The sequence below is a fragment of the Anatilimnocola aggregata genome (genome assembly GCF_007747655.1).
GTDB classification, from domain to species: domain Bacteria; phylum Planctomycetota; class Planctomycetia; order Pirellulales; family Pirellulaceae; genus Anatilimnocola; species Anatilimnocola aggregata.
Genome location: NZ_CP036274.1, coordinates 1,682,832 through 1,706,888, shown reverse-complemented (window position 1 = coordinate 1,706,888; position 24,057 = coordinate 1,682,832). Strand labels below are relative to the sequence as shown.

Sequence of the window (24,057 nt, the reverse complement as noted above, 5' to 3'; positions counted from 1 at the left end):
CATGCTCCAGGGGGAGGTGAGATGGACTTCTTGCGGTTTCTCGAAGGATCGACCAGTTTACGTGGCCCCGGGGGCTAGGAACTAGGGGCTAGGGACCAGGAAATGCCCTCAGCTCTATATTTTACCCCCCCGCCCTAGCCCCCAGTCCGTAGTTCCTAGCACCTTTGTGCTCACTTGCATCGCTATCGCAGCAGCAACTGCTCTTCCCTGAGACTGGACTTCTGCGATCATTCCAGCCGAAATTGATTGATCGAGGAAGATGCTCTTGTTCCACCGCTACGGATGGCTGCGATGATGTTTGCGCGAGTTCGTTTCACCCTGTTACTGCTGGCCGCCGGTCTGACTGCCGTCGGCTGCCAGAGCGCCCCGCTGACGGGCCGCAAACAAATGCTGCTGATGCCCGAGTCGCAAGAAGTGAGCATGGGGCTGACCGCGTTCAACGACGTGACCGAGAAAGAGCCGCCATCGCAAAACACGACATACATCGATCTGGTCGAACGCGTCGGCAAACGGATTGCGGCGGTCGCGGACAAGCCCGACTATAAATGGGAATTCAAGGTCATTGAGTCCGATCAGCAGAACGCCTTCTGCTTGCCCGGCGGCAAAGTCGCAGTGTACGAGGGGATCATTCCCGTCTGTGCAACCGAAGCGGGCCTGGCGGTGGTCATGTCGCACGAAATTGCCCACGCGCTCGCGCGGCATGGTGGCGAACGGATGAGCCAGAACATGGCCGTCGACGGTGTGAAGCAAGCGGTGTCGTACGTCATGCAGAACCAGGATCAGATCCGCAAAGATATTGTCATGCAAGCCTACGGCGTGAGCTCGCAATATGGTGTGCTGCTGCCGTACAGTCGCAAGCATGAGTCGGAGGCCGATCACATCGGTCTGATCCTGTTGGCAAAGGCTGGTTACGATCCACGCGAAGCGCCGCGCTTCTGGACTCGCTTTGGCGAAGCCAAGCAGGGTCAGCAGCAGCTGGAGTTCATGTCGACCCACCCGAGCGATAAGAACCGGGCGGCTGATCTCGCCGCGCTCGTGCCCGAAGCGATGGCCCTGTTCGAAGCAGCGCCTGAGAAAATCGGGCTCGGCCCGAATATCGATCCTCCGCCGGCAATGGTCGCGACCAAACCGGAGGAGCCTGTGGCAACTCCTACAGAAGAAGTGACGCAACCGAGCACGACAGTGCCCGGCGCAGCCCCGCCTGCTGCAGCCTCGGCAACGACGGGAGCTTCCCCTGCGCCGGTCTCGCCCTTCGGCGCGTTCAAGTTTCCCACCATTCCGCCCATCTTTGGGCTGAAGCCGCAGCAGTAGCGCAACTTGTTCGGGGTTGGGTAATCCAGCAATTACTCTTTGGCCGGTTTCCACTCTTCGTCGCGGCCGAAGAACATCAAATGCTGCCAGGGGAGCCGATCGAACTCTTTGGCCAGTTTGAAGCCGTTGGCGGGGAGTTCTTTCAGGATCTGCTCCTTCGTCATTTTGTGCTCGGGCTTGATCGGCACTTCGGGATCTTCGGCCCGATATTCGACGAGGGCGATCAGGCCGCCGGGAGCAAGTGACTCGCGCATGGCTGCGAGCATTTGCTCGGGATGCGAGAACTCGTGATAAACGTCGACGAGCAGGATTAGATCAATCTTCTCTTTTGGCAACTTGGGATCGGTGAACGTGCCGAGGATGGGCGAATAGTTCTTCACCCCCTGTTTACTGGCCCGTTCCTTCAGCAGCTTGAGCATTTCGGGCTGAATGTCGACGGCATATAGATGGCCGCGCTCGCCGACCATCTTGGCCAGTTGCAGCGTGTAGAAGCCATTGCCGCAGCCCATATCGCAGATGTTCATACCCGGCTTCACGCCCAGGTTGGTGAGCATCAGCGAGCAGCGTTCCTCCTGCTCGCGATTGTCGCGCACCAACCACGGCGCACCGGCGTAGTGCATCGTCTGGGCAATGACCCGACCTTTGTACTCGGTGAGTGCCGGGGGCTGCTGGGGTCTGCGTGCTGCTGCTGGCTCGCGCTCTTGAGCGGCAGCCAGTGAAGACAAAATCGCGAATAAACATAGTGCGAAAGCGATGCGCATCACGAACTCTCCGAAAAGGCGCAGTTAATTTCAGCGACTCACTTCAGCAAAAACGTCACCGCGGCTTGAGTGGCCGCAGCTGCAGGCTCTTTGGCAATGACTAGCTTCGTCTCTTCACCCGCCGCGCGATAGGCGGCGGCAGCAAGTTTCAGGGCTTCGTCACTTTCACCGCCAACCCAAGTGGTCTGGGGGGCGCTCAAGCCAATCAGAGCGGGAATGTCGCCATACTTGGCACCTCCGGGCAGAAAACGGACGTCACGATAGTCGTCAACTGCGACAAAGCGAAAGCCCGACGTTTGCAACGCGGCGGTATGCACGGCATCGCCGGAGAGTGCGCGAGCGATGGCGGCAATCGGTGCCGTCGAGTCGAGAGCAACGAGATCGATCCGCTCGGGCTTATCGGGGTGATGCTTGGCGAACGAGATCATCGTCAGCACGTCGTGCACGCGCTGCGCGATTAGCGCGTGATTGTAGCCGTAGGTATAGCCGGCGAATTCCCGCTCGTTCTTTACTTTGCGATTCTGTGTCACTGGTTTGCCATCAGCCAGGAACTCCCCTTGAGAAAACAGGTCTACACCAACTACGGTCGTACCCGCCTTCAGCAGTCGCTCGACTTCTGTCGTTGGCTTGCCGTTCTGCTGCAACAGTGACGACTTCCCTTCTTCAGCAATCCAGATGACGACCCGCTTGTTCCAATTCTTGGGGAGCAAAAAGAGTCCGGGCAACTCTTCACTGGCCCGCTTATTGCGCACCAGGCCGGTGTACTGCGTATAGCTGCCGAGATCATCTTCCGAGACTCGCTGATAATCGATATCTGCTGCTGCTGGCAATTCGCGGTGCAGAATCGCCTGCATGCCGCCCCCAATGACTTCGCGCCACTTTGCCAGCGATGCAGCATCGGTGGGTGTCAGCTTTTTTAGTTGAGCTTCGGCGTCGGCATGCCAGTGGCGAGTTAATTGACGTTCGAAGGCATCGCCTCCCGCAGGTTGTGGATGTTCGGCGTCCCACACCGTTAGCTGAGCCCGTTCCAGGCGCGGATAATCTTCTTCGACAATCGGCTCTTCCAAGCCCAGCTTGAAGTGCTTGTTCAACCACGAGTACATCGCCGCCCGCGAAACATAGTTGTAGTTATGTTTGAAGTGATAGTTGGGAACGAGCATCACGTTATCGGGCGCGCCCATTAGTGCGTAATGCTGTTTGATTTCGGGAAAACCTTTGGTCGACATCTCGCGCGTCCAGTCATCGGCACCGGTCATCCCTTGCGGCTTGGGCGCAAACAGTGCGGCGAATTCGATATTTCCAGTGCCCACGCGGAGGCAACTGGCATTCTCGCAAGTGCAACCTCCTTGCATGGCCGTCGAGACCATCACGGCCGGAAACGAAACGGCAATTCGCGGATCAACAGCTGCCAGCAAGAATGTTTGCGTGCCACCGCCACTCGCTCCAGTCACGGCAATTCGCTTAGGATCGACTTCGGGCAGCGCCGACACAAAATCCAGCGCGCGTACCGAGTTCCAGGTTTGCAGCCCCATGATCGACTGCAGCCGAGCTTCGGCTTGCGGACTGTAGAAGCCCCAGTTCTCTGGATGATTCATTTCCGGCCGTTGCTTGGCAAAGCGATGCCCCAATTCAAACGACAGTTGCGTGCAATCGGCGTATCCGATCATGTCGTAGTGAAAGACCAGGCAGCCCATCCGCGCCAGTTGCACGCACCGTGCTTGCAGCGGACTGCGACCGCCGTTCTCGAACCGTTCGGCCCCAATCACAATCTGCTTGCGAGTAGCGGGAACGCCGGCATCATGAAAGCGACCGTCGGCCCAGTGACCATGCGGGCAGAGAACCGCCGGATAAGGCCCTGACTTTCCCTTAGGCCGATACAAACTCCCCGAGACGAAACAGCCGGGAAAGCTTTCGAAGTAGGCCTTCTCGACCGTGTAGTCCCCTTGGTCAAGCAGACCATGCACCACTGCCCGCAGCGGAGTCTTCTCCGGCATCGGCCATAAACCTTGCGAGGCGAGAATCTGCCGTTTCACCGCTTCGGCCCGCGGAGCCCACGCTTCGCGACTGGCTGGCGGCGTGAAGGGGAAATAGCCATCGAGATCTTTGGGGTCGAGCAGTCGCACATCGTTCGGCAACTTTCCTGCGGGCAGCGCGCGAACATCGGCAGCAGCGACTTCACGCCCGAGGCCAGCGCCTACTACCATCGCCACGAGGAGAAAAAGAGTGCGATTCATGCCACGACCTTGCTGAAAAACCAGTGTTGACTAAAGCTTGCAGTTGACCGGCGAACCGGGTGCGGTCGCGGCTAGTTTAGCGAGGGCGCTGACCGGGAGCTAGCGTTTTTGGTTGAGTGGTTGGGTGTTCGAAGCTCCACGACATTTCAACATTGGCGAAAAGTGGCACGAATAAACCAGCTGGCGAACGCATCGACGTCATGGGGTCTTTTGCCGAAGTGAAGTCGCTCCCCAATTAATTCCCTCTTGGCATCAACAAGGAGTCGAAAGATGAACAAATCGTTCTTTCTGGCAGCAGCGGCGGCTGCATGTGTGGTCCTGATGGGCGCTTCTGCCTTCGCGCAAAAGCAGTCCGCTGAAGCCCTGTTCAAAAAATTCGATGCTGACGGCAATGGTCAGCTGTCTCTGGAAGAATTCTCGTCAGCGTTGCCCAAGCCCGCAGATAAGGCCGCGAAAGCTGAGGCTAACCAGAAAAAGCCGGTCCGAAAGGAAGACGCATTAAAGAAACCCGGTGCTGAGCAAAAGAAGCGAGAAAAGAAGCCAGCCAAAAAACCCGACGCCAAGGAAGCCGCCGCAAAAAAGCCGGGCGAAAAGAAGGCTGTCCAGAAAAACAGCGAACAGGCCAAGCAAGGTGCCGAGAAAAAGCCGGAAAAGAAGGTCGAAAACAACACTAATAACAAGCCGGAAAAGAAGCCCGCAGGAAAACCGGCCGCGAAAGAATCCCCCAGAGAGAAGAAACCCACTAAGGAGTAAGTGGCGCAAATGTGTTGAAATTAGCTGGTTTTGACGGGTTTCCGCGAATAACTTGCCGCCGCTTCCCGCGCTGCTATAAAATGCAGTCGCGTGGGGTGCGGCGATTCGCGGTCGGTGCTGCCAGCCAACTGGCGGGATGCGTGGGCTATGTTTGGCAATGTCTGGCTCGAACTTGGGCTGATTGGTCTTGGTTTGGCAGCCATCGTGGGGCTCGTGGCCTGGAAGTGGCTGCAACGTCGCGAAGTGAAAGTCGACCTGCCCCAAGCCCGCCGGCAGTTTCAACTGCGGCGAGAATGGCTCGAAGCACATTTCTTGACCATCGCCAGCCAGAGTGGCAAACCTCGCGGTCTTCACTGGGCCGACTGCGACTTCGACGATGCCGTTTCGTTTGCTCGCGATCGCAACACCGGTCGGTTGCGAGCATTCGTCGGTGTGACGATTTCGTTCGAAGCCATCGAAGGGGGCGGCATGGAAGATAATCCCAACGTACATAACCGCCGTGCCGCGACCGCCGTCTTCAACCTGAACGGCGAGGCCTGGAGCACCGATGGACGGGCCATCTTCAACTTGAACCCCGAGCAGGCGATCGAACATTTCCGCCAAGAGTTGGAACACGTCGAATAAAGTCTGCTGCGATTGATCAACGGGAAACGCCAACTCGGCCCGTTTGAAGTAAACCTTCACACGGGCCGAGTCGCATTTTGCCCAGCCGTGATGTTTGCCCCACGCCGGTTGAGCAGGCATCATAGCGGGGACTAATCAGTTGCTCTCAGGATTGATAATCCCCCAACCTCTCCCAGGAACATTCCATGAGTCGTCCTTCGCGCGTTTCGCGTCGCAAGTTTTTGAAGACGTCGGCGGCCGTGGCTGCGGTGTCATCGGTCCCCGCGCTGTGGACCACGGCCAAGGCAGCCAAGCCGCTCGTGGTGGGCGAGAAGGAGCACGTGTTTGAAGTGCAGCATGAGTGGCCGCAGTTGCCGAGCCAATACTCGTGGCAGACAACGCACAATGTGGCGGTCGACAAGGCGGGCAACTTGTACGTGATTCACGAGGGGCGCGAGAACCTCAAGGATCATCCGTCGATCTTTGTGTTCGATGCCGAAGGGAAGTTCATCCGCGCTTTCGGCCAGCAGTTTCAAGGTGGCGGCCACGGCATCGAGATTCGCTCTGAAGGGGGCGAAGAGTTTCTGTATGTCTGTGCCTATCAAGCACTCAAAACGTTCGCCAAGCTTACGCTCACGGGCGAAAAGGTCTGGCAAAAGTACGCGCCGATGGAGTCGGGCGTTTACGCAGCCGAAGAAGACACCAAGCCCGCCAAGGTCTGGGGTCGCGATCGCTTTCTGCCGACCAACTTCGCCTTTCTAAATGACGGCGGCTTTCTGCTCGTCGATGGCTACGGAGCGTACTACGTTCACCGCTTCGACAAAGATGGGAAATGGCTCTCTTGTTTTGGTGGGGTCGGCAAGGGAGAAGGGAAGTTCAATACGCCGCACGGCATCTGGATCGATAAGCGGGCCGGGCGCACTCCGGCAATCGTTGTGTGCGATCGCGCGAACGGTACGCTCCAGTATTTCGACATGGACGGCAAATATCTCGAAACGCTGGCCGGCTACGGTCTGCCCGCAAATGCCGAAACCTGGCAGAACCTGCTCGTCGTTCCCGAACTCAAAGCCCGCGTGACGCTGCTGAACGAGAAGAATGAAGTCGTCGCCCGACTCGGTGACGACGTGGCCCGCGTGACCGGCAAGGACGGCGGCAAGATTCGTGGGGATAGTTCGCAGTGGCAGCCCGGTCGCTTTGTGCATCCGCACGATGCCTGCTTCGGGGCCGATGGCAGCATCTTTGTTGCCGAATGGGTCGGAACGGGACGCGTTTCAAAGTTGAAGAAGCTGAGTTAGCGACGCACTGCGCTTACTTGCACCTTGTGCGATGGACCATCAGACTAGGTGCTTTCCGGGCGAGACCAGCTGTAGTGGAGTGGGCGATGCGAACTTTGGTATGGGTGCTTCTGCTGTTGCCTTCTCTGTTTCTTGTTGTCGGCTGTGGCGAACGCCCCGTTGCCACTGCCGACAGCGGCGCGAAAAGCGTCAAGAAGAAGCGGCCGCTGGCCAAGAATATTCCGCAGCCGGCAACCAAGATTGATGTTCCCGAAGATCTCTACGACAGCCCCGCGGCCGCACTCGCCGATGTGAAGCGCTGGGTCGATTCCAAAGACTCTAAGGCCGGGCAAGTGCTGCTGAAGACCGAAGCCTGGCTCATTCGCCGCGGCGATGCGATCGTTCCGGAACTGACTGCGCGCGTCGAAGATACCAGCGAAGACTTGGCCATCCGCATGACTGCTTGCCGCGTGCTCAGCAAGATGGGGCCAGTAGGTCGGCCGGCGGTGCTCGCCGCGATCGACAGTTCGCCCCAACAGCTGCGGGTGAAGGCCATCGAAAGCTTGGGACGGATCAAGCCAGCCGACAAGGCGAGTGTCGACAAGTTGATCAAACTGCTCGACGACAAGGAATACGATATTCGGAAGGCGGCCTTGCTCGGTATTTCGGCAACCGAGAAAGCCGGTGCGAGTGCGACCACCAGGCTCATGAAGTTGCTCAACGACACGAATGAAGACGAGACGATTCGGAGCCTGGCAAAAGTTGCCCTGAAGAAGGTCGATCCGCGCAAGGGCTTGATGGGCGCTGACAAAGAGAAATAAATCGTTACCACTTGCGCAGGTGAACAATGGCTCGCTCGGTTGCTCGTTCGATTTCAAGGCACCCTGATCGTCGGCAGTTTTTGACTGCTGCGAGCGCGGTCGGTTGTGTGTCTGTCTTTGCCCCAAGCACTTGGGCAGAGGGTTCAGCCAACAAGGAGGTCTCTTGGCTGGCCGAGACTCAGCAGCGGCCCGAAAAGCTCCCTGCTGATGCAAAGTCGTTCCCAAGTTTGCTGGTCGACAAAGCGGGCCAGCCCATTCGCACGGTCGCTGCTTGGCAAGAGCGGCGGAAGGAATTGCTCGCCCAATGGCAAGAATTCTTGGGAGCGATGCCGGCGAAGCGAGATCCGAGCAAGCCGCCGCAAGTGAAAGTGCTGGAAGCGGACACTGTCGGCAATGTCACGCGCCAGCGCGTGGAGTATGAAGTGGAACCGGGGTTGGTTACCGAAGCTTATATCTGCCGACCAACTGAGTTAACAGGCACTACCTCCGGTGTCGTTTGTTTTCATTCGACAGTCGAGCATTCCATTCGTCAGCCCGCTGGTCTGGGCAAGGATGTGCAAAAGGCCTTCGGACTGAAGTTCGCACAGCAGGGGCGAATCGTTTTCTCGCCGCGCTGTTTTGCCTGGCCCGCGAACGACAAAATGGCCGTGCAAGAAGAGACTCGCAAGTATCTGGCTCGCGTCCCCAAGAGTTTGGGCATGGCGAAGATGCTCTACGACTCGCTGGTGGCCGTCGACATCCTCGCCAAACTGCCGGGCGTCGATCCCGAGCGACTTGGTGCCGTTGGCCATTCGCTGGGGGCCAAGGAAGTTCTCTATCTAGCCGCCTTCGATGAGCGGATCAAAGTGACCGTCAGCAGTGAAGGCGGCGTCGGCTTGAAGTTTTCGAATTGGAACGCGCCCTGGTACTTGGGGACGGCCATCGACGAGCCGGGCTTTCCACATGACCATCACGAACTTCTGGCTTGCGTTGCGCCGCGGCCGTTTTTGCTGGTGGGGGGCGAAAGTGCCGATGGAGACCGCGGCTGGCCCTATATAGCTGCTGCGTTACCGGCCTATCACTTATCTGACCCGACGGCCCGCCTTGGCCAGTTCAATCACCGTCAGGGGCATGCGGTGCCACCGATTGCCGAAGAGCGAATCGAGGAATGGTTTCGGACCTATTTGTAAGCCGCAGCCCGGGAATGCTGGGCAATCGCCAACTGGGTAGTTAATCTGGATGGACGCGATTCGCTCCTCTCGCTTCCCACCTTCGTTCCGCCGCATCGATTGTTTTCCTCATGCCCATTCGTTTCGCCTGTCAACATTGCGACCAAAAGCTGAGCGTGGGCTCGCAAAAGGCAGGAACGAAGGCGAACTGCCCGCGTTGCAAAGAAGCGGTGCGCGTCCCTGGTGTCGCTGCCAGGCAAGAACGTGTTACGGCGCAGTCGATGCTGGTGATGGCTGGCAAACCAGAACCACTCGATGAGCCCATCGCGCCGCCGCTGGTGGGAGGACAGAACGAGCCGTCCGAGTCGCCACTCGAAACATCGGAACTGGTCTTCGATACCGGCCCGTCGACCAGTTACGAAGAGAAGGCCGGCCACGAGAGCCAGGTCGCCGAGCGAACCGACTACAACCTCGTCAGCTTTCCGCGCTATGTGCTATATGCCCAGGCGGGCTTAGTCGCTGGCGTCGCCATCGTTTGTTTCACACTCGGCGCGCTGATGGGCTCCGCCTTCTTTCGCGGCCAGCCCGACGTTCCCATCGTGGCCAAGCCGTGCACGATCAGCGGATTTGTCGAAGTGACGCAAGGTGTGGTGAAGAAGGGGGACGAGGGAGCTGTGGTCGTTGTACTACCGTTCGATGTGCAGAAGCTCGACGAGCGCTCACCTGTGGAAGGTCTGCGGCCGAAGGACGCGCCGCCCGATGAGACACATCGCGGTTTGTCGATCTTGCGAACGATCGGAGGTGCCTATGCGAAGGCCGATCGTACAGGCAAATACGAAGTGCGCGTACCGCGGCAGGGAAAATATTTTGTGCTGGTGATCTCGCGGGCCAAAGCGGGCAAAGCTGGAGAGGTCGATTCGCTCGACCTGCGCAAGATAGCCCGCTTCTTTGAGAATGCGACCGAACTCATCGGCGGTCAGAAGTATCAGTTCAGCGAGGAACGGCTCTTAGCGGATCGGAAATTCGACGTGTCGTTCGAATAACCCCCTTTTCCGTTCGCTTGATTTCGACCAGTGGCGCCTGCGAAATTGCCTCTTCCGGCACCGCAATGAGGTCGCTAACGTTGAACCACAAATGGCTGCCATCGTGGCATGTGAGTACGTCGCACGAGCGGCGGCCGCGCTGCACAAGTTGCTGTTTTTCGCTGCGCAGGCCGAGTAATTTGAGCACGTCGTACTCATCCGACAGCTGCGAGACGATGTAGGGCTTGCGGCGCGTTCCATCGCCAGTCGCCAGGATTCCCTGCAGGCAAGCGCTGAACACCCAGCGTTCCATTTCAGCTGGTTCACTCTCACCCAGGCTCTCGTGAGCTTCGGCAGCGAAGTAATGGGCCCGCGGCGACAAGGCCGCTCGCGATTGCCAACCATGCACGCGCTCGATGACGGCGGTCGCTTCGCCCGCGGCTAGCAACTCCGCGACACCTTGCAGATCGGCGGGAGTCAATGGCTCGACGTTCAGCTGCAACCACGCACGCCGCGCGGCGAGGTACGTTGCTCGTGACGGCAACGTGAGAAAGCGAGCGAACTCCTGAAACATAAATGCAACTCGACAAGGATCAGAGCACATCGTTTGAGCAAGAAGTCCAACTCTCGCTCGTGATGCAGACAAGTGAAAACGATGCGCTCAACTCACTGCACTGTTCAAAGTAATCGACGACCCCACGCAATTGCAATTGCTAACCTGACTTCGCGCGCAAGATTTCAAATCTTTTCTGCGCGCATGTGGTGCGCGATCGTTGAGCGCTAGCGCGTGGTGAAGTGACTGTTGAACGATGCGCAGAGTGCGCGCTGAGCGCACGATCAGCGCGCAGCGGGCTCACTCGCGTCCGACATGCGCGAAGTGACGAATGCCCGCCGAGGTCAGACATCGATAGAGTTCCGCGATCTGCGCCGCGTCGCGAGTCTCCACTGTGCAGAGCACATTCACTGCTGCCACATTCGGCGCACAGAAGGTTCGATCGTGCACGATGTCTTTCACACTCACGCCGAGCTGGGTGAGGATCGTCGCGAAGTTTGCGAGCCCGCCAGGACGATCGCTGATCTCAGCCGTGAAACGCGCGAGGCGACCATCGGCCACCAGCGCTGCATCAATCAAGCGGCTGAGAATGGTCAGGTCGATATTGCCGCCACAGAGGAGCAACACCACTTTTTTTCCCGCTAGTTCCGGCAACTTACCGCTGAGCAGTGCTGCCAGCGAGGCGGCACCGGCTCCTTCGACGACACTCTTCTCCAGTTCCATCAAACGTACGACGGCCAGGGCGATGTCGGCCTCGGTCACCGTCACAATCTTATCGATACGCTGCCTTGCAATCTCCAAAGCCAGAGAGCCGGCGCGCGAGACGGCCAAACCATCGGCCAACGTAGGTTGTGTGGTCACGTCGACCGGCGAACCCGCCTCGATGGCAGCTGAAAACGCGGTAGCGTTGGCTGCTTGCACGCCGATGACGTCGGTCTGGGGACGAAGCGATTTGATTGCGAGCGCGACTCCGGCCACGAGTCCACCTCCGCCCAGCGGAACGATTACCGCAGCTAGATCGGGCACCTGTTCCAATACTTCTAGCCCCAGCGTACCGGCTCCGGCAATCACGCCCGGGTCGTTGTAGCCATCGACATACGTCAGCCCCTGCTGGGCCGCGATTTCTCCAGCCCTTTGTTTTGCTTCGGCAAAGCTAGTTCCCTGCACTTCCACCTTCGCGCCCAACTTGCGGCAGTTAGTCTGCTTGATGAGCGGAGCATAGGTGGGCATGACCACGGTCACCGGAATGCCGAGTGAACTGCCGTGATAGGCCAGGGCCAGAGCGTGATTGCCAGCGCTGGCGGCGATCACCCCTTTTTGCTTGGCGTCATCACTCAGCAAGATCAGGGCGTTCCGCGCGCCGCGTTCTTTGAACGAACCGGTTCGCTGCAGGAACTCAAGCTTGCAGAAGACTTCGCAGCCCGCGACTTCGGCCAGGGGAACGCTCGGCGGGCAGGGAGTGAGTGCGATGCCGTCGCGAATGCGCTCGCGCGCGGCTTGAATATCGGCAAGCGTCAGCGAATCGGAAGAGGGCGTATTCATGTCCGCGATCTTAGCACTTAAACGCGGAGGGCTGGAAGCATCGATCCGCATTCTGCGGACGTCGACATCGCCGGTCAATAACGGCGCGAATGAGCATCAGGCCTGAGTTTTTACTCGGCCTCGCACGTAGAGATCGTCCCCCACTTGTTGCCAGTTAGGCTTGCTAAGCGTGGTTGCCAGCGAGGGTAATTCAACTCCTGCCCCTGCAATGGGGCCAGCGGCCTGAGCCCCTCCGAATATCTTGGGGGCAATGAAGCAGTGAACTTCGTCGACCAGGCTTGCGTCGAAGAGTGAGCCCAACAACTGACCGCCCCCTTCGCACAGGACGTTGGTTAATCGCCGGCTGCCTAATTCTGCGAGCAACTGGGTGAGTCGCTCATCAGGCGTTTTGCCTGGTAGTTGCAATACCTCCACCCCGGTCTTTTGTAATGCGGCAACGTTCGCGGCACTGGCTGTGTTCGCTGCGACTACCAGGAGTGGCACCTCGCGGGCGGTTTGCACCAACTGGCTCTGTAAGTTGAGCGAAGCTTGCGAGTCGAGGACGATGCGCGTAGCGACACGGGGCGGTTTTTCGCCGGAGGCAATTCGGGCCGTAAGGAGTGGATCGTCGAGTTCCGCGGTTCTTCGCCCAATCAGAATTCCATCGACTCGCCCGCGCAGTTGCTGAACCAGTTCTCGCGATTCGGGCCCCGAGATCCATTTGCTCGCTCCGGTGCGGGTCGCAATCTTGCCGTCGAGAGTCATAGCCCACTTGGCAATTAACCAGGGCTGTCCGCTGGTGAGCAATTTCAAATACGGTGCATTCAACTCGTGCGCTTCGGCTGCGAGCAGTCCCAAGTCGATTTGTACGCCAGCCTGCTGCAGTTCGGCGGCTCCTTGCCCGCTGACTTGCGGAAAGGGGTCGCGCATGGCAGCAACGACTCGCGCCACGCCCGCCTTGACTACTGCCTGCGTGCAAGGAGGTGTCTTACCAAAATGGCAACAGGGCTCGAGTGTGACGTAGAGTGTGCTGCCACGAGCGGCTTCACCGGCAACACGCAAAGCTTCTACTTCTGCATGAGGGCCACCATAACGTTGATGAAAGCCTTCGCCGACAATCTTGCCGTCGCGCACGATCACGCAGCCCACCAGCGGATTGGGCTCGACCCAACCTCGTCCGCGCGCGGCCAACTCCAGCGCGCGGTGCATGAACTGGCGATCTTGCTCGGGGCTTGGTTCCGGTGGCATGACTATTTGGACGACTCAATCTGGGCTGGCGACAGGCGAGTGAAGACAAGCTCTTTGTAATTGTCGCGTTCAAACAGCACGCCGATATCGCCGTCAGGCAAGGCCGCCAACGATGAATAGATCGAAGAGCCCGCGCATAGCACTCGGCTGGCCGGCCAGGTCTTGCCGCCATCGCGGCTGAGGCGGATCGTCAGGTTTTGTCGCTGCTTGGGATTGGCCGGATTGCTGAACGCGAGCAAGCTTGGTTCGCTCTTGGTCGCAGGAATGCGAATGAGACTACCCTGGCAAACGGGCTCGACGAGAGTGGGCTCGTCCACAATCGGCGACCAGGTGAGGCCCCCGTCGGTGCTGCGACTGGTGGTTCGTTGCGACTTGCCACGATAGGTCCGCATGTTGATGAGCAACGTCCCATCGTCCAGTTCCGCCACAGCACACTCGTTGGTTGTGGGATCGAGCACACCGCCCAGTTGCCAAGTTTTGCCGTGATCGTCCGAATAGATCACATGCGAACGAAAGCCCAGGTTCTTATCTTTTTCGTTCTTCACTTTATGATCGCAGGGAATCACCAGCCGGCCGCGGAACTTGCCGTGTTGCAGTTGAATGCCATTTCCGGGGCCGGTGGCATACCACGACCATTCATCCCGCTTCACGCTCTTGGTAATGTCGACCGGCTTCGACCAGGTTACCCCATCATCGGCCGAAGAGAGCATCAGCACGTCGTCGTTGTCGCGCGTTAGAGGCAGCCAAATTACGCCGGTCTCTTGATCGACCACCGGGCAGGGATTGCCGATGGTGACTTTCTGCGTGTCACCTTCTTCGAGAACCAATTGTTGTTCGCTCCAAGTTTTGCCGCCGTCACTGCTCCGCTTCAGCATCAGGTCGATATCGCCATGATCGCCACGACCCGTTTTTCGCCCTTCGCAAAATGCCAGCAGTGATCCTTTAGGTGAAACGAGCAGCGCTGGAATTCGATAGGTGTGATAGCCCCCTACGCCGGCCTTAAACACGACCGCTTCCGGCAATTCTGCAGCTGCGAGGGGAAAGGACGGGATCAAAACCGCAGCGAGAAGCAGCAGTTGTTTCATGGGAGAGTTCCTCAAGAGGTGTGATTGATTGTGAATGATTGGATTGGCGCGAACTGCGGCGCCCGAAAAATTCAGCAGCTACTTGCGTCCGAACGGGTGGGTAGCCAGACTACATAAACCTCTCCATGTTCGGCGTTTCTGTCTGGCTTCGCAAGCTAAGGTGGGTCTTGGTATCTGCCGATAAACTACAGTTTTGCGGCGCATGGCTTTCCTCCTGCGCTACGCGGGCTGACAATACGCATAATCGCTATAATTTAACCAGCGGTGCGATCTACAGGAGAGAGTAGCATGGCAGATGGTCCGAAACGAATCGGCGTATTGACGGCTGGCGGCGATTGCCCCGGTTTGAATGCGGTCATCCGCGGCGTAGTAAAAAGCGCCGGGACTCACGGCTACGAAGTAGTCGGGTTTCTCAAGGGTTATGAAGGACTCGTCGACCCCGTCAGCTACATTCCCCTCACGAACAAGAACACCACCGGCATTCTCGGCCAGGGTGGTACGATTTTGGGTTCCACGAACAAGGGCCGCTTCGCCGCGACCGTGGGTGTGAACGACCGGCTCGAGCTCGACCCCGAGTTGATTGCTGGCGTGAAGACCACGATGGAGCACCTGAACATCAGTGGCTTGATCTGCATTGGCGGCGATGGCTCGCTGGCAGTGGCGCAGCAATTTCACGAACAGGGAATTCCGGTAGTCGGCGTCCCCAAGACAATCGACAACGACTTGTCGAGCACAGCTTTCACGTTCGGTTTCTTCAGTGCCGTATTCTGTGCCACCGATGCTCTCGACCGCCTGCACACGACCGCTGCCAGTCACGAGCGGGTGATGGTGCTGGAAGTGATGGGACGGCATGCCGGCTGGATCGCTCTCTACGCTGGTGTTGCTGGCGGCGGCGATGTGATTCTGATCCCCGAAATTCCGTGGACGTTTGAAACGGTTTGCCAGGCTGTCATCACTCGCGAACAGCGGGGCAAGAAGTTCACACTGATCGTTGTTGCCGAAGGGGCAGAACTCCCCAGCGGCGCGCTGGTGACGCAAGAACGTCGCGGCGAGCAGAAGCAAGTTCGCCTCGGCGGTATTGGCAATATTGTTGGTGCCGAAATTGAGAAGCGGTTGGGCAAAGAAACCCGCACCGTGGTGCTGGGTCACTTGCAACGAGGTGGTGCCCCCACCACGTTCGATCGCGTGCTCGCGACTCAATACGGCGCACATGCCGTGCGGCTGATTATCGAGCGCAAGTTTGGGCAAATGGTCACTTATTGGCCGCCAGACATGGGCACCGTCTCGCTGCTCGACGCCATCAAGCTCTCCGCCGTGAATCCTGCCTGTTCGGCAGTTCAAGCCGCGCGTGCTCTGGGCATTTGCTTTGGCGACGACAACAAGGCAGCCCCGTGGAGCTACATTCCCGGCGCCGAGACGAACGGCACAGCCTGCGAAGCCGGCAACGGTACGTTCCTAGGCATACCTAAGCCGGAAGTGGCAAAGCACTAAGTCAGGTCGCGCTCGTCCGCAAGCGGTAATTTGCGATCGGCAACTTACCGCTTCAAAATTGGCATCGCAGGGCGCGACGAGTTCAGCTGCGACGGCGGGCAGTATTCTTCTTCGCCGTACTCGTAGCCGTTCCCTTGTATGAACGAATCGCCACCGTAGGATGCCTGCTTGGCACCTACGCCGAGTGGTCGACCATCGAGCGCACCCTTGACGCCGAGTTGGCGAGGATCGCGAGCGATCTTGTCGGTGAAGATCGTTACGTTGTCGAGAATCGGCTTCACCTTGAACGTGATGTCTTCGATATTCGCCAGCGAACGATTCAGCCGTTGATACAGCTCTTCATCGTTCATCAATCGACCCAGGGTTCCTTGCTTGCTGTTCAAGTTGTCGGTGAACTCGACCAGCTGTTCGAGCAAGGCATTCACGTTCGATAAACTGCCATCGAGATTTGCTACCAACTGCGGGCCACGTTCGCCCAGCGGGCGAGTGAAGTTCTCAAGGTTTTCGAGATTCTTCGAAGCCCGATCGGTGACCGACTTCATGCCCGCGAAACCTTCATTGGCTTTTTGTAGCGTATCGCGGGCTTCGGCGAACAGTTGCGGCACGTCGCGCATCGTTTGCTTGAGGCCGTTACGCAGTTCGGGATCGCCAAACAGATCGTTCATGGTGGCCATCGTGGCGTTGAACTGATCGAGAGCCCGCTCCGATTTTTGCATGATGCGGGGGATTTGATCGTCGTTGTTGGCCACCGCCGAGTTCAGCGTGCTGGCGGCGCGTTGCACTTCACTCCCCGCATCGCGGAGCGACTGCAACACCATTTTGATATCGGGTTCCAGATTGACGAAGACGCTCATGGGGTTGCCCGCAACGACGCCGTTCTGAATCTCCGCACCGTTCTCCAGCGGCCGAGCATTCCTCGACTCCACGCCAGGGACGAATTCCAGCAAGGCATCGCCGAGCAACGACGTCGTCCCAACGCGGCAGTACTCGCTATCGAGCAACGTGTATTGCGAGTCGATGTCGGTCGTCACGCGCACACCCTGCGGCTTCAGCAGCTCGACTCGCGTGACGCGGCCGATAGTGATGCCACTTTTGCGCACGGGAGTGCCAACCGAAACGCCGGGCGCTTCAGGAAACAGCACATAGATGACCTTCTTCTGCGAACCCGGAAAGGGCATGTCACCCATTAGCATCACGAGGATGCCGGTGACCAGGATCGCAGCCAGGACCACGACGCCGACGCGTAATCGTAAGGTTCGTTCGTCCATGGAAGGGGCTAGGAGCTAAGGACTAGGGGCTGGTAAATGCAGAATGGAGAAGGCAGAACGCAGAATGAAAGCGGATCAATAGTTTCTCATTCTGCGGTCTGCCTTCTACGTTCTTCGTTTCTCACAGGTCTTCATTCACAATGCCGCGGGCTTCGCGCAGTTCCATCAGGCGTTGGCCTGCTTCGCCGCGCACGAATTGCCGCACACGTTGATCGGGATAGTTTTCGAGTTCACTGGGAGGACCGTCGAAAATGATTTGCGATTCGTCGCCGCGCAAGCGGGTGAGCGGATAGAGCATAATCACGCGATCGGCCACTTTTCGAGCGGTTCGCATGTCGTGCGTCACGACCAGACTCGTCACTTGATGCTGCCGCCGGGTGCGCATCATCAGTTCGTTGATGACGTCGCTCATAATCGGGTCGAGACCAGTCGTCGGTTCGTCGTAGAGCATCATTTCTGGATTCAGTATCAATGCGCGGGCCATGCCAACTCGTTTCCGCATGCCGCCCGATAGCTCGGCGGGCTTTTTTACGACGACTGAATCGGGCAACCCGACTTCAGCGAGTCGATCGAGCACGAGCCGCTTGACTTCGAGTTCGCTGGGCTTGCGATGCTGCCGCAAAGGAAAGGCGACGTTCTGGCCGACGGTCATGCTGTCGAACAGCGCCGCGTTTTGAAACAAATAGCCAAAGCGAATCCGCTGGGTGACCAGTTCGCGATCGTTGAGCTTGGTGAAGTCTCGCCCGTCAAACTGCACTTCGCCTTGTGTCGGCTTAATCAGCCCGATGAGTGTCTTCAGCAGCACTGTCTTGCCGCAACCACTTTCGCCGATGACCGCCAACGTCTGCCCGCGCGGCACATTCAAATCGATATTGCGCAGCACTCCCTGCCGCCCAAACTGCACGCTCAGCTTGCGGATCTCGAGGACATTCGGCAGGTTGGAAACGGGCATTGCCATCGGAACTAGTTTCAAATCTTTCTGAAGTGTTTTGGCCAAGGTCAAGTTGGCTTTTATTCAACGCGTTTTAGTCCGCGTTTCACGTATTAGAACAACGACTCCGACTCGGGGTACATGCGATAGTAAGCGGTGTAGAGCATCTGGCCGAGCACGAGGTCAATGATGAGAATCAGCACGAACGAGTAGACGAACGACGCCGTTGCTGCGCGTCCCACCCCTTCAGCTCCCGGCGTGCAATTGAACCCGCGATGACAGCTGACAATGGCAATTGCCGCACCAAAGAACACGCTCTTGAGGACGCCACTCAGCAAATCAAACACGTTGACGAACCGCTCGGTGTGAAACCAAAAGTAGTGCTTGTCGACATCGAGAATGACGACCGCATGGAAGTAGCCACCGACCACGCCCATGTAATCGGCCATGATCGTGAGCGTGGGGATCAGGAAGATGCAGGCGAGGAATCGCGGCACCACCAGGTAATGAATCGGATCGGCACCCATGCTTTCGAGGGCGTCGATTTGTTCGGTCACGCGCATCGTGCCCAGTTCTGCCGACATCGCGCAGCCGACGCGTCCGGCGAGCATCGTAGCTGCCAGCACAGGGCCCAATTCGCGGAGGAGCGTCTTATTAATCACCGCGCCGAGGTACGATTCCAGATTCAGGTCTTTGAACAGAAAATAGCTCTGCATCGAGAGCACCATGCCGATGAACGTGCCGGTCAGGGCGATCACCGGGAGGCTCAGCACGCCCACCTGATAAAAGTTCGGTAGCAGTGTTTCCCACTTCGGGGCGCGGAAGAACAGCCAGGCGAGCGTGCGAAAGAGAAAGATCGTGATATCGCCGACCGTGCTCACGCCATCGACCACCACGCCACCCCAGTCGGCCAGCGCATCGCCCACAGCAGTTGTCTGCTGACCGTTAGGCGGGGATTGCGAAAGGGATGAATCGGTAGCCATGATGGGGTCTTCTGCTTACTCACAATTGCTGGAGACCGACCGCTTCGCGCCTGGACATACCAGGGCGAGATTTCGGCGCGCGGTGCCTCGCATGCTGTTTTCGGTTCATAGCCTGGGCAGAGTTGAGAAGATTTACCGGTTAAATCGATTTTGTGGTCGCTAGCAGTTTGTCGATCGTGTTCAGTCGCCGTTGATGTAGATGCAGTAATTACTCCCCAGCCAGTCGCCTGAAAAGTCCAACTTTGAAAGCAAGCTTCTTTCATGCCAGCAACTTCGCTCGCCGCGCGACTGCAACAGCTTGATCCGCGCGATCTGAACTATGCGACGCACTTTGCCGACCAATTGCTAGCGGCGGCGGCGGAAGCTCGGGCGAGCGACATTCACCTGCAACCAACAACAGCTGGTATTGAAGTTCGTTGGCGGCTGGATGGCGTACTTTTGAGTGTGGGGACGTTTTCGCGCGGTGAGGGGACCGATATCGCCGCGCGGCTGAAAGTTCTGGCACGGCTTCTCACCTATCGCACCGACATTCCACAAGAAGGGCGAATTCCAGCTGCCGACGCGCGGGCTGAGATGCGCGTGAGTACATTTCCGTCACTGTATGGCGAGCGGGTCGTGATCCGGCTGTTCGTAGCGCCGCAGGAACTATTGCAGTTAGTCGATCTCGGACTTCCCGCTGAAATCACCACCGCATTGCAAAATGCCGTGCAGCGAACCAGCGGCGCGGTGTTGCTCACCGGCCCCGCTGGGGGTGGCAAGACGACGACTGCTTACGCCTGCCTGCGGCACGTGGTGCAATCGACGCATGGAGCGCGGAGCATTGTCTCGCTCGAAGATCCGATTGAAGTGGCGCTCACGGGCGTCTCGCAATCGCAGGTGAATCCTGCTGCCGGCTTCGACTTGGCGAGTGGCCTGCGCGCACTCCTGCGACAAGATCCCGAGGTGGTACTGCTCGGCGAAGTGCGCGATCAGCCCACGGCGGCAGCTCTGTTTCAAGCGGCGCTCACCGGGCAATTGGTCATTTCCACCTTTCATGCCGGCAGCGTATGCGAAGCAATCTCCCGACTGGCCGAAATGGGAATCGAGCCGTACTTGCTCCGCAGCGGGTTGTCACTACTGCTGCATCAGCGGTTGCTCCGAAAACTCTGCACTTGCGGCAGCGCGGGTTGCGACCGTTGCCAACGGAGCGGTTACTCCGGACGAATCGCTGTTGCCGAACTGCTTCCACCCCTAAACAGCGAACTCACTGCAGCCGTGTTGCGCCATGCCGATGCAGCCGAGTTGCAACGACTGGTCGAAGCAGCGGGCATGGTTCCCATCAAGGTGAGAGTGCAAACGCTCGTTGAGCAAGGACTCACGTCACCAGCTGAAATGATGCGTGTGCTGGGAACTTCGTAGGGTTGCTGTGCGAACCTTGGCCAGCAGAAATCTATTCGTCTTCGCCACCGAAGCTGCGCTGCGACGTAAGCAGGCGAAAGAAGCAATACAGCATATTCGCCAAGATCACGCCCCAGACTGCGACGAGCATGATGACCGAAGATGTCGACATGTGGCTCATCGTTTGGGTTCCTTCGCAGCAGGTTTGCTGCCGGTTGACTTCGCGGGGAGAGTATCGGTAGCAGCAGCCCGCTTGCGCCAGGCATACCAGACCAATCCACAGAAGAACAGGAAGGCGAAGATCATCGCCCCCCGATCAAGCTGACGCAGCATTTGCAGCTTGGGTAGAAAGTCGATTTTGTCGCGTGTCGCTTGGTGCTGTTCGGGCGTGATGCCCACCGCCATCAACTGCAACTGCAGATCCTGCTTTTGCAAGGCCAAGTCGCGATACAACAGCTTGCCAATCATGCCCGACGGCGACCATTCCCACTTCGGAATCGGCTCTTTGCCGAACCAGCCGGTGATGTACGGCGTCCAGCCTTTTTCGACCAGCTTCTTCTGCAGCGTAACGCCATCGGTGACTTCCATCCGGCCGGCTGGCTGAAACGTATACGCAACCAAGATCAGGATCAGGAAGGTCGGAGTGACATATTTGATGATGTAGTAGAACGGGCGTGGCACGCGCATTTCGGCACCTTTGCCGATTTCTGCCCAAGCGCGATCCATGCCGAAGATCCAAGCGAAGAGGACTGCCTCTGCGGTGGCCAGGACCACGAGGGCAAAGGTACCAGCCCAATAATCGAACTCGTCAAAGAACGAACCTTGCGCCAGAAAGGCAACCGGAGCAGCAAACGGCAACAGCATCGCACCAAAGGCGAGGGCACTCTTCGAACGCGACAGACCGAACTCGGTCTGAAAGAAGGACATGATCGGCTGGCCCATCGCTAGTGAACTGGTGATGGCTGCAAAGAAGAGGAGACCAAACCATAAGAAACCTGCGACGGGAGCGAGCACGCCCCACTTCTGAAAGAGTGTGGGAAAGGTCATGAAGCCAATGCCAAAACCGCTGCCACCGGCGGTCATCTCTTGAACCTGGGACAACCCCAGATAGGCCACCGCAATCGGGAGCAGGATGCTGCCGCCGAGAATCACTTCGCAAAATTCGTTCGTCCAGGCAGCAGTCGAACCGGTGAGGGCGATGTCATCTTGCTCACGCAAATAGGAGGCGTAGCAATGAATCGAACCCATGCCGATCGACAGGGTGAAAAAAATCTGCCCCGCTGCGGCCAGCCAGACAGCCGGATTGGCGAGGCTATCGAACTTGGGCTCCCACAAGAATCTTAGCCCCTCAAACGGGCTGGCGACCGCTTGCGGATCGATGATGCCGAAGCCTGCTGCCGCGCGGGCCTGGTCGGTAATTGGTTCGACGCCGGGCACAATCAGCAGCCCGCGAATCGCGATGATAATGGCAAACACAATCAGCAGTGGCATGCCGATCTTGGAGACGAGCTCGATCCCCGCGGCGAGACCGCGCGAGAGGATGAAGATGTTGATAATAATGCAGAGCGCGAACATCACCAATCCCGGGACACTGAAGGCCCAGATGCTGTTGGGGAAGTTACCGGTGATGCGGTCGAAGAAAGCACCAGCGGATGTCGTTTCAAAGCCGCCGAGCAGCGAATAGCCGGCGTAAGCCAGCGTCCACGATTCGATGTACAGATAAAATGCCGCGATAATCAGGTTCGACCAGAGCCCGAACACGCCGATGTACTTCCAGTATGGTCGCCGACCGATGCTATCGAAAATGCCCGGCGTCGAGTGGTGCCCGAACTGTCCGCCGTAGCGCCCCATGGCCCATTCGACCCAGATCAGTGGTACTCCCATCACCAGGAGTGCGACGAGGTAAGGAATTAAGAAGGCACCGCCGCCATTGGCAGCGGCTTGTGCCGGGAATCGCAAAAAATTTCCCAGGCCGACGGCATTCCCAGCCATCGCCAACACCAACCCCAGGCGCGAAGCCCAGCGCTCTTTCTTCGCCATTCCCAACTCCTTGCGCGCATTGTCTGCGGACAGACCGATCCCTGCGCTTGTGTGCTTTTGGCTCGGCACCGGTAGCTAACGGTGGTGCCAAGTATTGGCTGAGCCAGGGCAGTTGTCAAACGGTGCCGGGGAGTTCGGCCGGCCCTTGTCAACAGGAGCTTAAGCGATCGTAATGCCCTGCTCACCTCGCCGATAAACTGTTCTGCAACAAGAATCCATCCATTTCAGCTTCGGCCAGTCGTAGATCACGCAGGGCGTCGAGGTAGGCGAGATTCGCTGTTGCGAAGCTTCGTTCAGCGAGCAGCAGGCTGAGATAATTCAGTTCCCCTGCCTGAAAAGCCTTACGCGACAGATCGGACGATTCTTTGGCAAGAGTGAGGATCGTTTTTTCGTATCGCTCGACCTGGTTACGGGCATTTTGATAGCGTTCATAGACCGGAGCCAACCGCTGCTGCAGGTCAAGTTCGACTTGTTGCAGCGCTCGCTCGGCGACTGCGACTTCGCCTTGCGCCCGCACGATACCACCTTGATTCTTGTTCCAAATGGGAATCGGCATATCGACCACCAACGAGCCATCGGGCTGTCCGCCAATGCCGTTGTCTTGCCAATTATACAAACCTTGAACGTTGACGTTCCCCTTCTTTTCGACGAGCGCTCGCTGATAGGCCCAACGGGCCCGCTCGATATTGCTGACCGCCGCGGCAATCTCGGGACTTGCCGACAGAATGTGTTGAAGCGTTTGCTGATAGTCGAATGGCTTGGGAGCCATGGCGGCATCGCCAGCCAAGGCTTGCGGCGCGAGGTGTGGCTGACCAACAACTGCGGTCAACGATTGCCAGGCTGCGGCATGCCGATGCTGCGCGTTTCGCAGAGTCACTTGAGCAGTTTCGTATTCGAATTTGGCTTGCAGCACTTCCAGCTTGCTGATCTCCTGAGCCTGAAACAAGCGATCGGTCGTTTCGACTGCCTTGGTGTAATTGCCGGCAATGACGTGTGCCACATCAATCTGCCGCTGGGCAATCAACACCTGGTAAAAGGCCATTCGTACGTCGGTCAACACGCGAAACTGTTGCGCGATAACATTCTGTTCAGCCTGCGCAACTTCGTGAGCAGCCGCTTGTCGATTGAGGTTCAACTTTCCGCCACGGACAATCTCCTGCGTTACATAGATGCCGTGCTGCTCTGCCAGGCCACCGCTCCCCAATTGCTGGCCGGAATAGCCCACGGAAGGATTTGGCGGCAAACCAACCTGAATCCAATTGCCGCGCGCCATTTGCACCTGCGCCTGCGCTCGCGCGAGCGAGGGATTACTGCACAGCGCTAACTCTTCCAAATTCGCCAGCGATAGCGAAGGCTGAGGTTGCGGCACATCTTGAGAAATGCCCGGTGGTGAAGGAATGGCTTCGGCCTGCACTAATGCCGACTGTCGGAAGTGCGCGGCAGTTTGAAACTGCGTGGGCTGTTGGGCAAGCAGCAACTGAGGAGCGACAAAACTGCTCCCTGCCACAAGCAGCAACGGCGCTGCTTTTGCTAACAGGCCAACCAGTTGTCTCCCAAGTTGATTGAGTTTCACTACAAACTCCGGGGGAAATTCTGGGCGGGTACGAACGCAGCGCTCTCGCACATGAGAAAG

General features: G+C 58.2%; 20 protein-coding genes. 9 read left to right on the top strand and 11 right to left on the bottom strand.

From position 1 onward, the window contains the following. Positions 1–291 precede the first annotated feature (291 nt). Positions 292–1,311, top strand: a complete 1,020-nt coding sequence (locus ETAA8_RS06655) for a M48 family metallopeptidase (protein ID WP_202921622.1) — start codon at positions 292–294, stop codon at positions 1,309–1,311. 32 nt (positions 1,312–1,343) lie between these two features. Here ETAA8_RS06655 and ETAA8_RS06650 read toward each other — a convergent pair whose 3' ends face one another. Together ETAA8_RS06650 and ETAA8_RS06645 are read right to left on the bottom strand one after the other, a co-directional pair. Next, complete coding sequence (locus ETAA8_RS06650) at positions 1,344–2,072, bottom strand: class I SAM-dependent methyltransferase (protein WP_145086642.1); 729 nt, start codon at positions 2,070–2,072, stop codon at positions 1,344–1,346. A gap of 38 nt (positions 2,073–2,110) precedes the next feature. Continuing rightward, complete coding sequence (locus tag ETAA8_RS06645) at positions 2,111–4,306, bottom strand: acetylxylan esterase (protein ID WP_145086639.1); 2,196 nt, start codon at positions 4,304–4,306, stop codon at positions 2,111–2,113. Positions 4,307–4,576: 270 nt separating this feature from the next. Between ETAA8_RS06645 and ETAA8_RS06640 the strand changes: the two genes are divergently transcribed. From ETAA8_RS06640 to ETAA8_RS06615, 6 genes are all read left to right on the top strand, one after another. Next, positions 4,577–5,059 (top strand): hypothetical protein, encoded by a 483-nt coding sequence (locus ETAA8_RS06640; RefSeq protein WP_145086635.1) that lies wholly within the window; start codon positions 4,577–4,579, stop codon positions 5,057–5,059. Positions 5,060–5,206: 147 nt separating this feature from the next. Further along, complete coding sequence (locus ETAA8_RS06635; protein ID WP_145086632.1) at positions 5,207–5,683, top strand: hypothetical protein; 477 nt, start codon at positions 5,207–5,209, stop codon at positions 5,681–5,683. A 185-nt stretch (positions 5,684–5,868) separates the two neighbouring features. Next, on the top strand, positions 5,869–6,957 hold the full coding sequence (locus ETAA8_RS06630; RefSeq protein ID WP_145086629.1) for a 6-bladed beta-propeller: 1,089 nt from the start codon (positions 5,869–5,871) through the stop codon (positions 6,955–6,957). Between the two features lie 86 nt (positions 6,958–7,043). Next, entirely contained in the window at positions 7,044–7,757 is a 714-nt protein-coding gene (locus tag ETAA8_RS06625) for a HEAT repeat domain-containing protein (protein WP_202921621.1), read from the top strand. A gap of 107 nt (positions 7,758–7,864) precedes the next feature. Then, positions 7,865–8,926 (top strand): dienelactone hydrolase family protein, encoded by a 1,062-nt coding sequence (locus ETAA8_RS06620; RefSeq protein ID WP_202921620.1) that lies wholly within the window; start codon positions 7,865–7,867, stop codon positions 8,924–8,926. Between the two features lie 110 nt (positions 8,927–9,036). Then, the gene (locus ETAA8_RS06615; protein ID WP_145086620.1) at positions 9,037–9,948 is read left to right on the top strand and encodes a hypothetical protein; all 912 of its coding nucleotides are present in this window, start codon (positions 9,037–9,039) and stop codon (positions 9,946–9,948) included. Here ETAA8_RS06615 and ETAA8_RS06610 read toward each other — a convergent pair. From ETAA8_RS06610 to ETAA8_RS06595, 4 genes are all read right to left on the bottom strand, one after another. Beyond that, positions 9,896–10,501, bottom strand: coding sequence for a DUF4919 domain-containing protein (locus ETAA8_RS06610; protein WP_202921619.1), 606 nt, complete (start codon positions 10,499–10,501; stop codon positions 9,896–9,898). The genes ETAA8_RS06615 and ETAA8_RS06610 overlap by 53 nt on opposite strands. 279 nt (positions 10,502–10,780) lie before the next feature. Then, a complete protein-coding gene (gene ilvA / locus ETAA8_RS06605; protein ID WP_145086614.1) occupies positions 10,781–12,022 on the bottom strand; it encodes a threonine ammonia-lyase in 1,242 nt (413 codons plus the stop codon). A gap of 96 nt (positions 12,023–12,118) precedes the next feature. Further along, positions 12,119–13,249, bottom strand: a complete 1,131-nt coding sequence (gene ribD, locus ETAA8_RS06600) for a bifunctional diaminohydroxyphosphoribosylaminopyrimidine deaminase/5-amino-6-(5-phosphoribosylamino)uracil reductase RibD (protein ID WP_145086611.1) — start codon at positions 13,247–13,249, stop codon at positions 12,119–12,121. 2 nt (positions 13,250–13,251) lie between these two features. After that, positions 13,252–14,334, bottom strand: a complete 1,083-nt coding sequence (locus tag ETAA8_RS06595) for a sialidase family protein (RefSeq protein WP_145086608.1) — start codon at positions 14,332–14,334, stop codon at positions 13,252–13,254. Between the two features lie 288 nt (positions 14,335–14,622). On the opposite strand from ETAA8_RS06595, the gene ETAA8_RS06590 reads away from it, so the two are divergent. Then, complete coding sequence (locus ETAA8_RS06590) at positions 14,623–15,825, top strand: 6-phosphofructokinase (RefSeq protein ID WP_145086605.1); 1,203 nt, start codon at positions 14,623–14,625, stop codon at positions 15,823–15,825. Between the two features lie 44 nt (positions 15,826–15,869). On the opposite strand, the gene ETAA8_RS06585 is transcribed toward ETAA8_RS06590, so the two are convergent. The 3 genes from ETAA8_RS06585 to ETAA8_RS06575 all read right to left on the bottom strand — a co-directional run bounded on the left by ETAA8_RS06585 (position 15,870) and on the right by ETAA8_RS06575 (position 19,007). Further along, entirely contained in the window at positions 15,870–17,093 is a 1,224-nt protein-coding gene (locus ETAA8_RS06585) for an MlaD family protein (RefSeq protein ID WP_145086602.1), read from the bottom strand. Positions 17,094–17,214: 121 nt separating this feature from the next. After that, the gene (locus ETAA8_RS06580; protein WP_145086600.1) at positions 17,215–18,051 is read right to left on the bottom strand and encodes an ABC transporter ATP-binding protein; all 837 of its coding nucleotides are present in this window, start codon (positions 18,049–18,051) and stop codon (positions 17,215–17,217) included. An 86-nt stretch (positions 18,052–18,137) separates the two neighbouring features. Then, positions 18,138–19,007 carry an MlaE family ABC transporter permease gene (locus ETAA8_RS06575; RefSeq protein ID WP_145086598.1) on the bottom strand — a complete coding sequence of 290 codons (870 nt, stop codon included), beginning with the start codon at positions 19,005–19,007 and terminating at the stop codon, positions 18,138–18,140. 261 nt (positions 19,008–19,268) lie between these two features. Between ETAA8_RS06575 and ETAA8_RS06570 the strand changes: the two genes are divergently transcribed. Then, complete coding sequence (locus ETAA8_RS06570; RefSeq protein ID WP_145086594.1) at positions 19,269–20,405, top strand: GspE/PulE family protein; 1,137 nt, start codon at positions 19,269–19,271, stop codon at positions 20,403–20,405. A gap of 156 nt (positions 20,406–20,561) precedes the next feature. Here ETAA8_RS06570 and ETAA8_RS06565 read toward each other — a convergent pair whose 3' ends face one another. Together ETAA8_RS06565 and ETAA8_RS06560 are read right to left on the bottom strand one after the other, a co-directional pair. Then, a complete protein-coding gene (locus ETAA8_RS06565) occupies positions 20,562–22,424 on the bottom strand; it encodes an SLC5/6 family protein (RefSeq protein ID WP_145086591.1) in 1,863 nt (620 codons plus the stop codon). A gap of 181 nt (positions 22,425–22,605) precedes the next feature. Then, entirely contained in the window at positions 22,606–23,997 is a 1,392-nt protein-coding gene (locus ETAA8_RS06560; protein WP_202921618.1) for a TolC family protein, read from the bottom strand. Positions 23,998–24,057 lie beyond the last annotated feature (60 nt).

What these genes read in the sequence shown, in the direction of transcription:
- ETAA8_RS06655 (WP_202921622.1), top strand. Translation starts at nt 292, where the DNA reads ATGATGTTTGCGCGAGTTCGTTTCACCCTGTTACTGCTGGCCGCCGGT.
- ETAA8_RS06650 (WP_145086642.1), bottom strand. Translation starts at nt 2,072, where the DNA reads ATGCGCATCGCTTTCGCACTATGTTTATTCGCGATTTTGTCTTCACTG.
- ETAA8_RS06645 (WP_145086639.1), bottom strand. Translation starts at nt 4,306, where the DNA reads ATGAATCGCACTCTTTTTCTCCTCGTGGCGATGGTAGTAGGCGCTGGC.
- ETAA8_RS06640 (WP_145086635.1), top strand. Translation starts at nt 4,577, where the DNA reads ATGAACAAATCGTTCTTTCTGGCAGCAGCGGCGGCTGCATGTGTGGTC.
- ETAA8_RS06635 (WP_145086632.1), top strand. Translation starts at nt 5,207, where the DNA reads ATGTTTGGCAATGTCTGGCTCGAACTTGGGCTGATTGGTCTTGGTTTG.
- ETAA8_RS06630 (WP_145086629.1), top strand. Translation starts at nt 5,869, where the DNA reads ATGAGTCGTCCTTCGCGCGTTTCGCGTCGCAAGTTTTTGAAGACGTCG.
- ETAA8_RS06625 (WP_202921621.1), top strand. Translation starts at nt 7,044, where the DNA reads ATGCGAACTTTGGTATGGGTGCTTCTGCTGTTGCCTTCTCTGTTTCTT.
- ETAA8_RS06615 (WP_145086620.1), top strand. Translation starts at nt 9,037, where the DNA reads ATGCCCATTCGTTTCGCCTGTCAACATTGCGACCAAAAGCTGAGCGTG.
- ETAA8_RS06610 (WP_202921619.1), bottom strand. Translation starts at nt 10,501, where the DNA reads ATGTTTCAGGAGTTCGCTCGCTTTCTCACGTTGCCGTCACGAGCAACG.
- ilvA (WP_145086614.1), bottom strand. Translation starts at nt 12,022, where the DNA reads ATGAATACGCCCTCTTCCGATTCGCTGACGCTTGCCGATATTCAAGCC.
- ribD (WP_145086611.1), bottom strand. Translation starts at nt 13,249, where the DNA reads ATGCCACCGGAACCAAGCCCCGAGCAAGATCGCCAGTTCATGCACCGC.
- ETAA8_RS06595 (WP_145086608.1), bottom strand. Translation starts at nt 14,334, where the DNA reads ATGAAACAACTGCTGCTTCTCGCTGCGGTTTTGATCCCGTCCTTTCCC.
- ETAA8_RS06590 (WP_145086605.1), top strand. Translation starts at nt 14,623, where the DNA reads ATGGCAGATGGTCCGAAACGAATCGGCGTATTGACGGCTGGCGGCGAT.
- ETAA8_RS06585 (WP_145086602.1), bottom strand. Translation starts at nt 17,093, where the DNA reads ATGGACGAACGAACCTTACGATTACGCGTCGGCGTCGTGGTCCTGGCT.
- ETAA8_RS06580 (WP_145086600.1), bottom strand. Translation starts at nt 18,051, where the DNA reads ATGGCAATGCCCGTTTCCAACCTGCCGAATGTCCTCGAGATCCGCAAG.
- ETAA8_RS06575 (WP_145086598.1), bottom strand. Translation starts at nt 19,007, where the DNA reads ATGGCTACCGATTCATCCCTTTCGCAATCCCCGCCTAACGGTCAGCAG.
- ETAA8_RS06570 (WP_145086594.1), top strand. Translation starts at nt 19,269, where the DNA reads ATGCCAGCAACTTCGCTCGCCGCGCGACTGCAACAGCTTGATCCGCGC.
- ETAA8_RS06565 (WP_145086591.1), bottom strand. Translation starts at nt 22,424, where the DNA reads ATGGCGAAGAAAGAGCGCTGGGCTTCGCGCCTGGGGTTGGTGTTGGCG.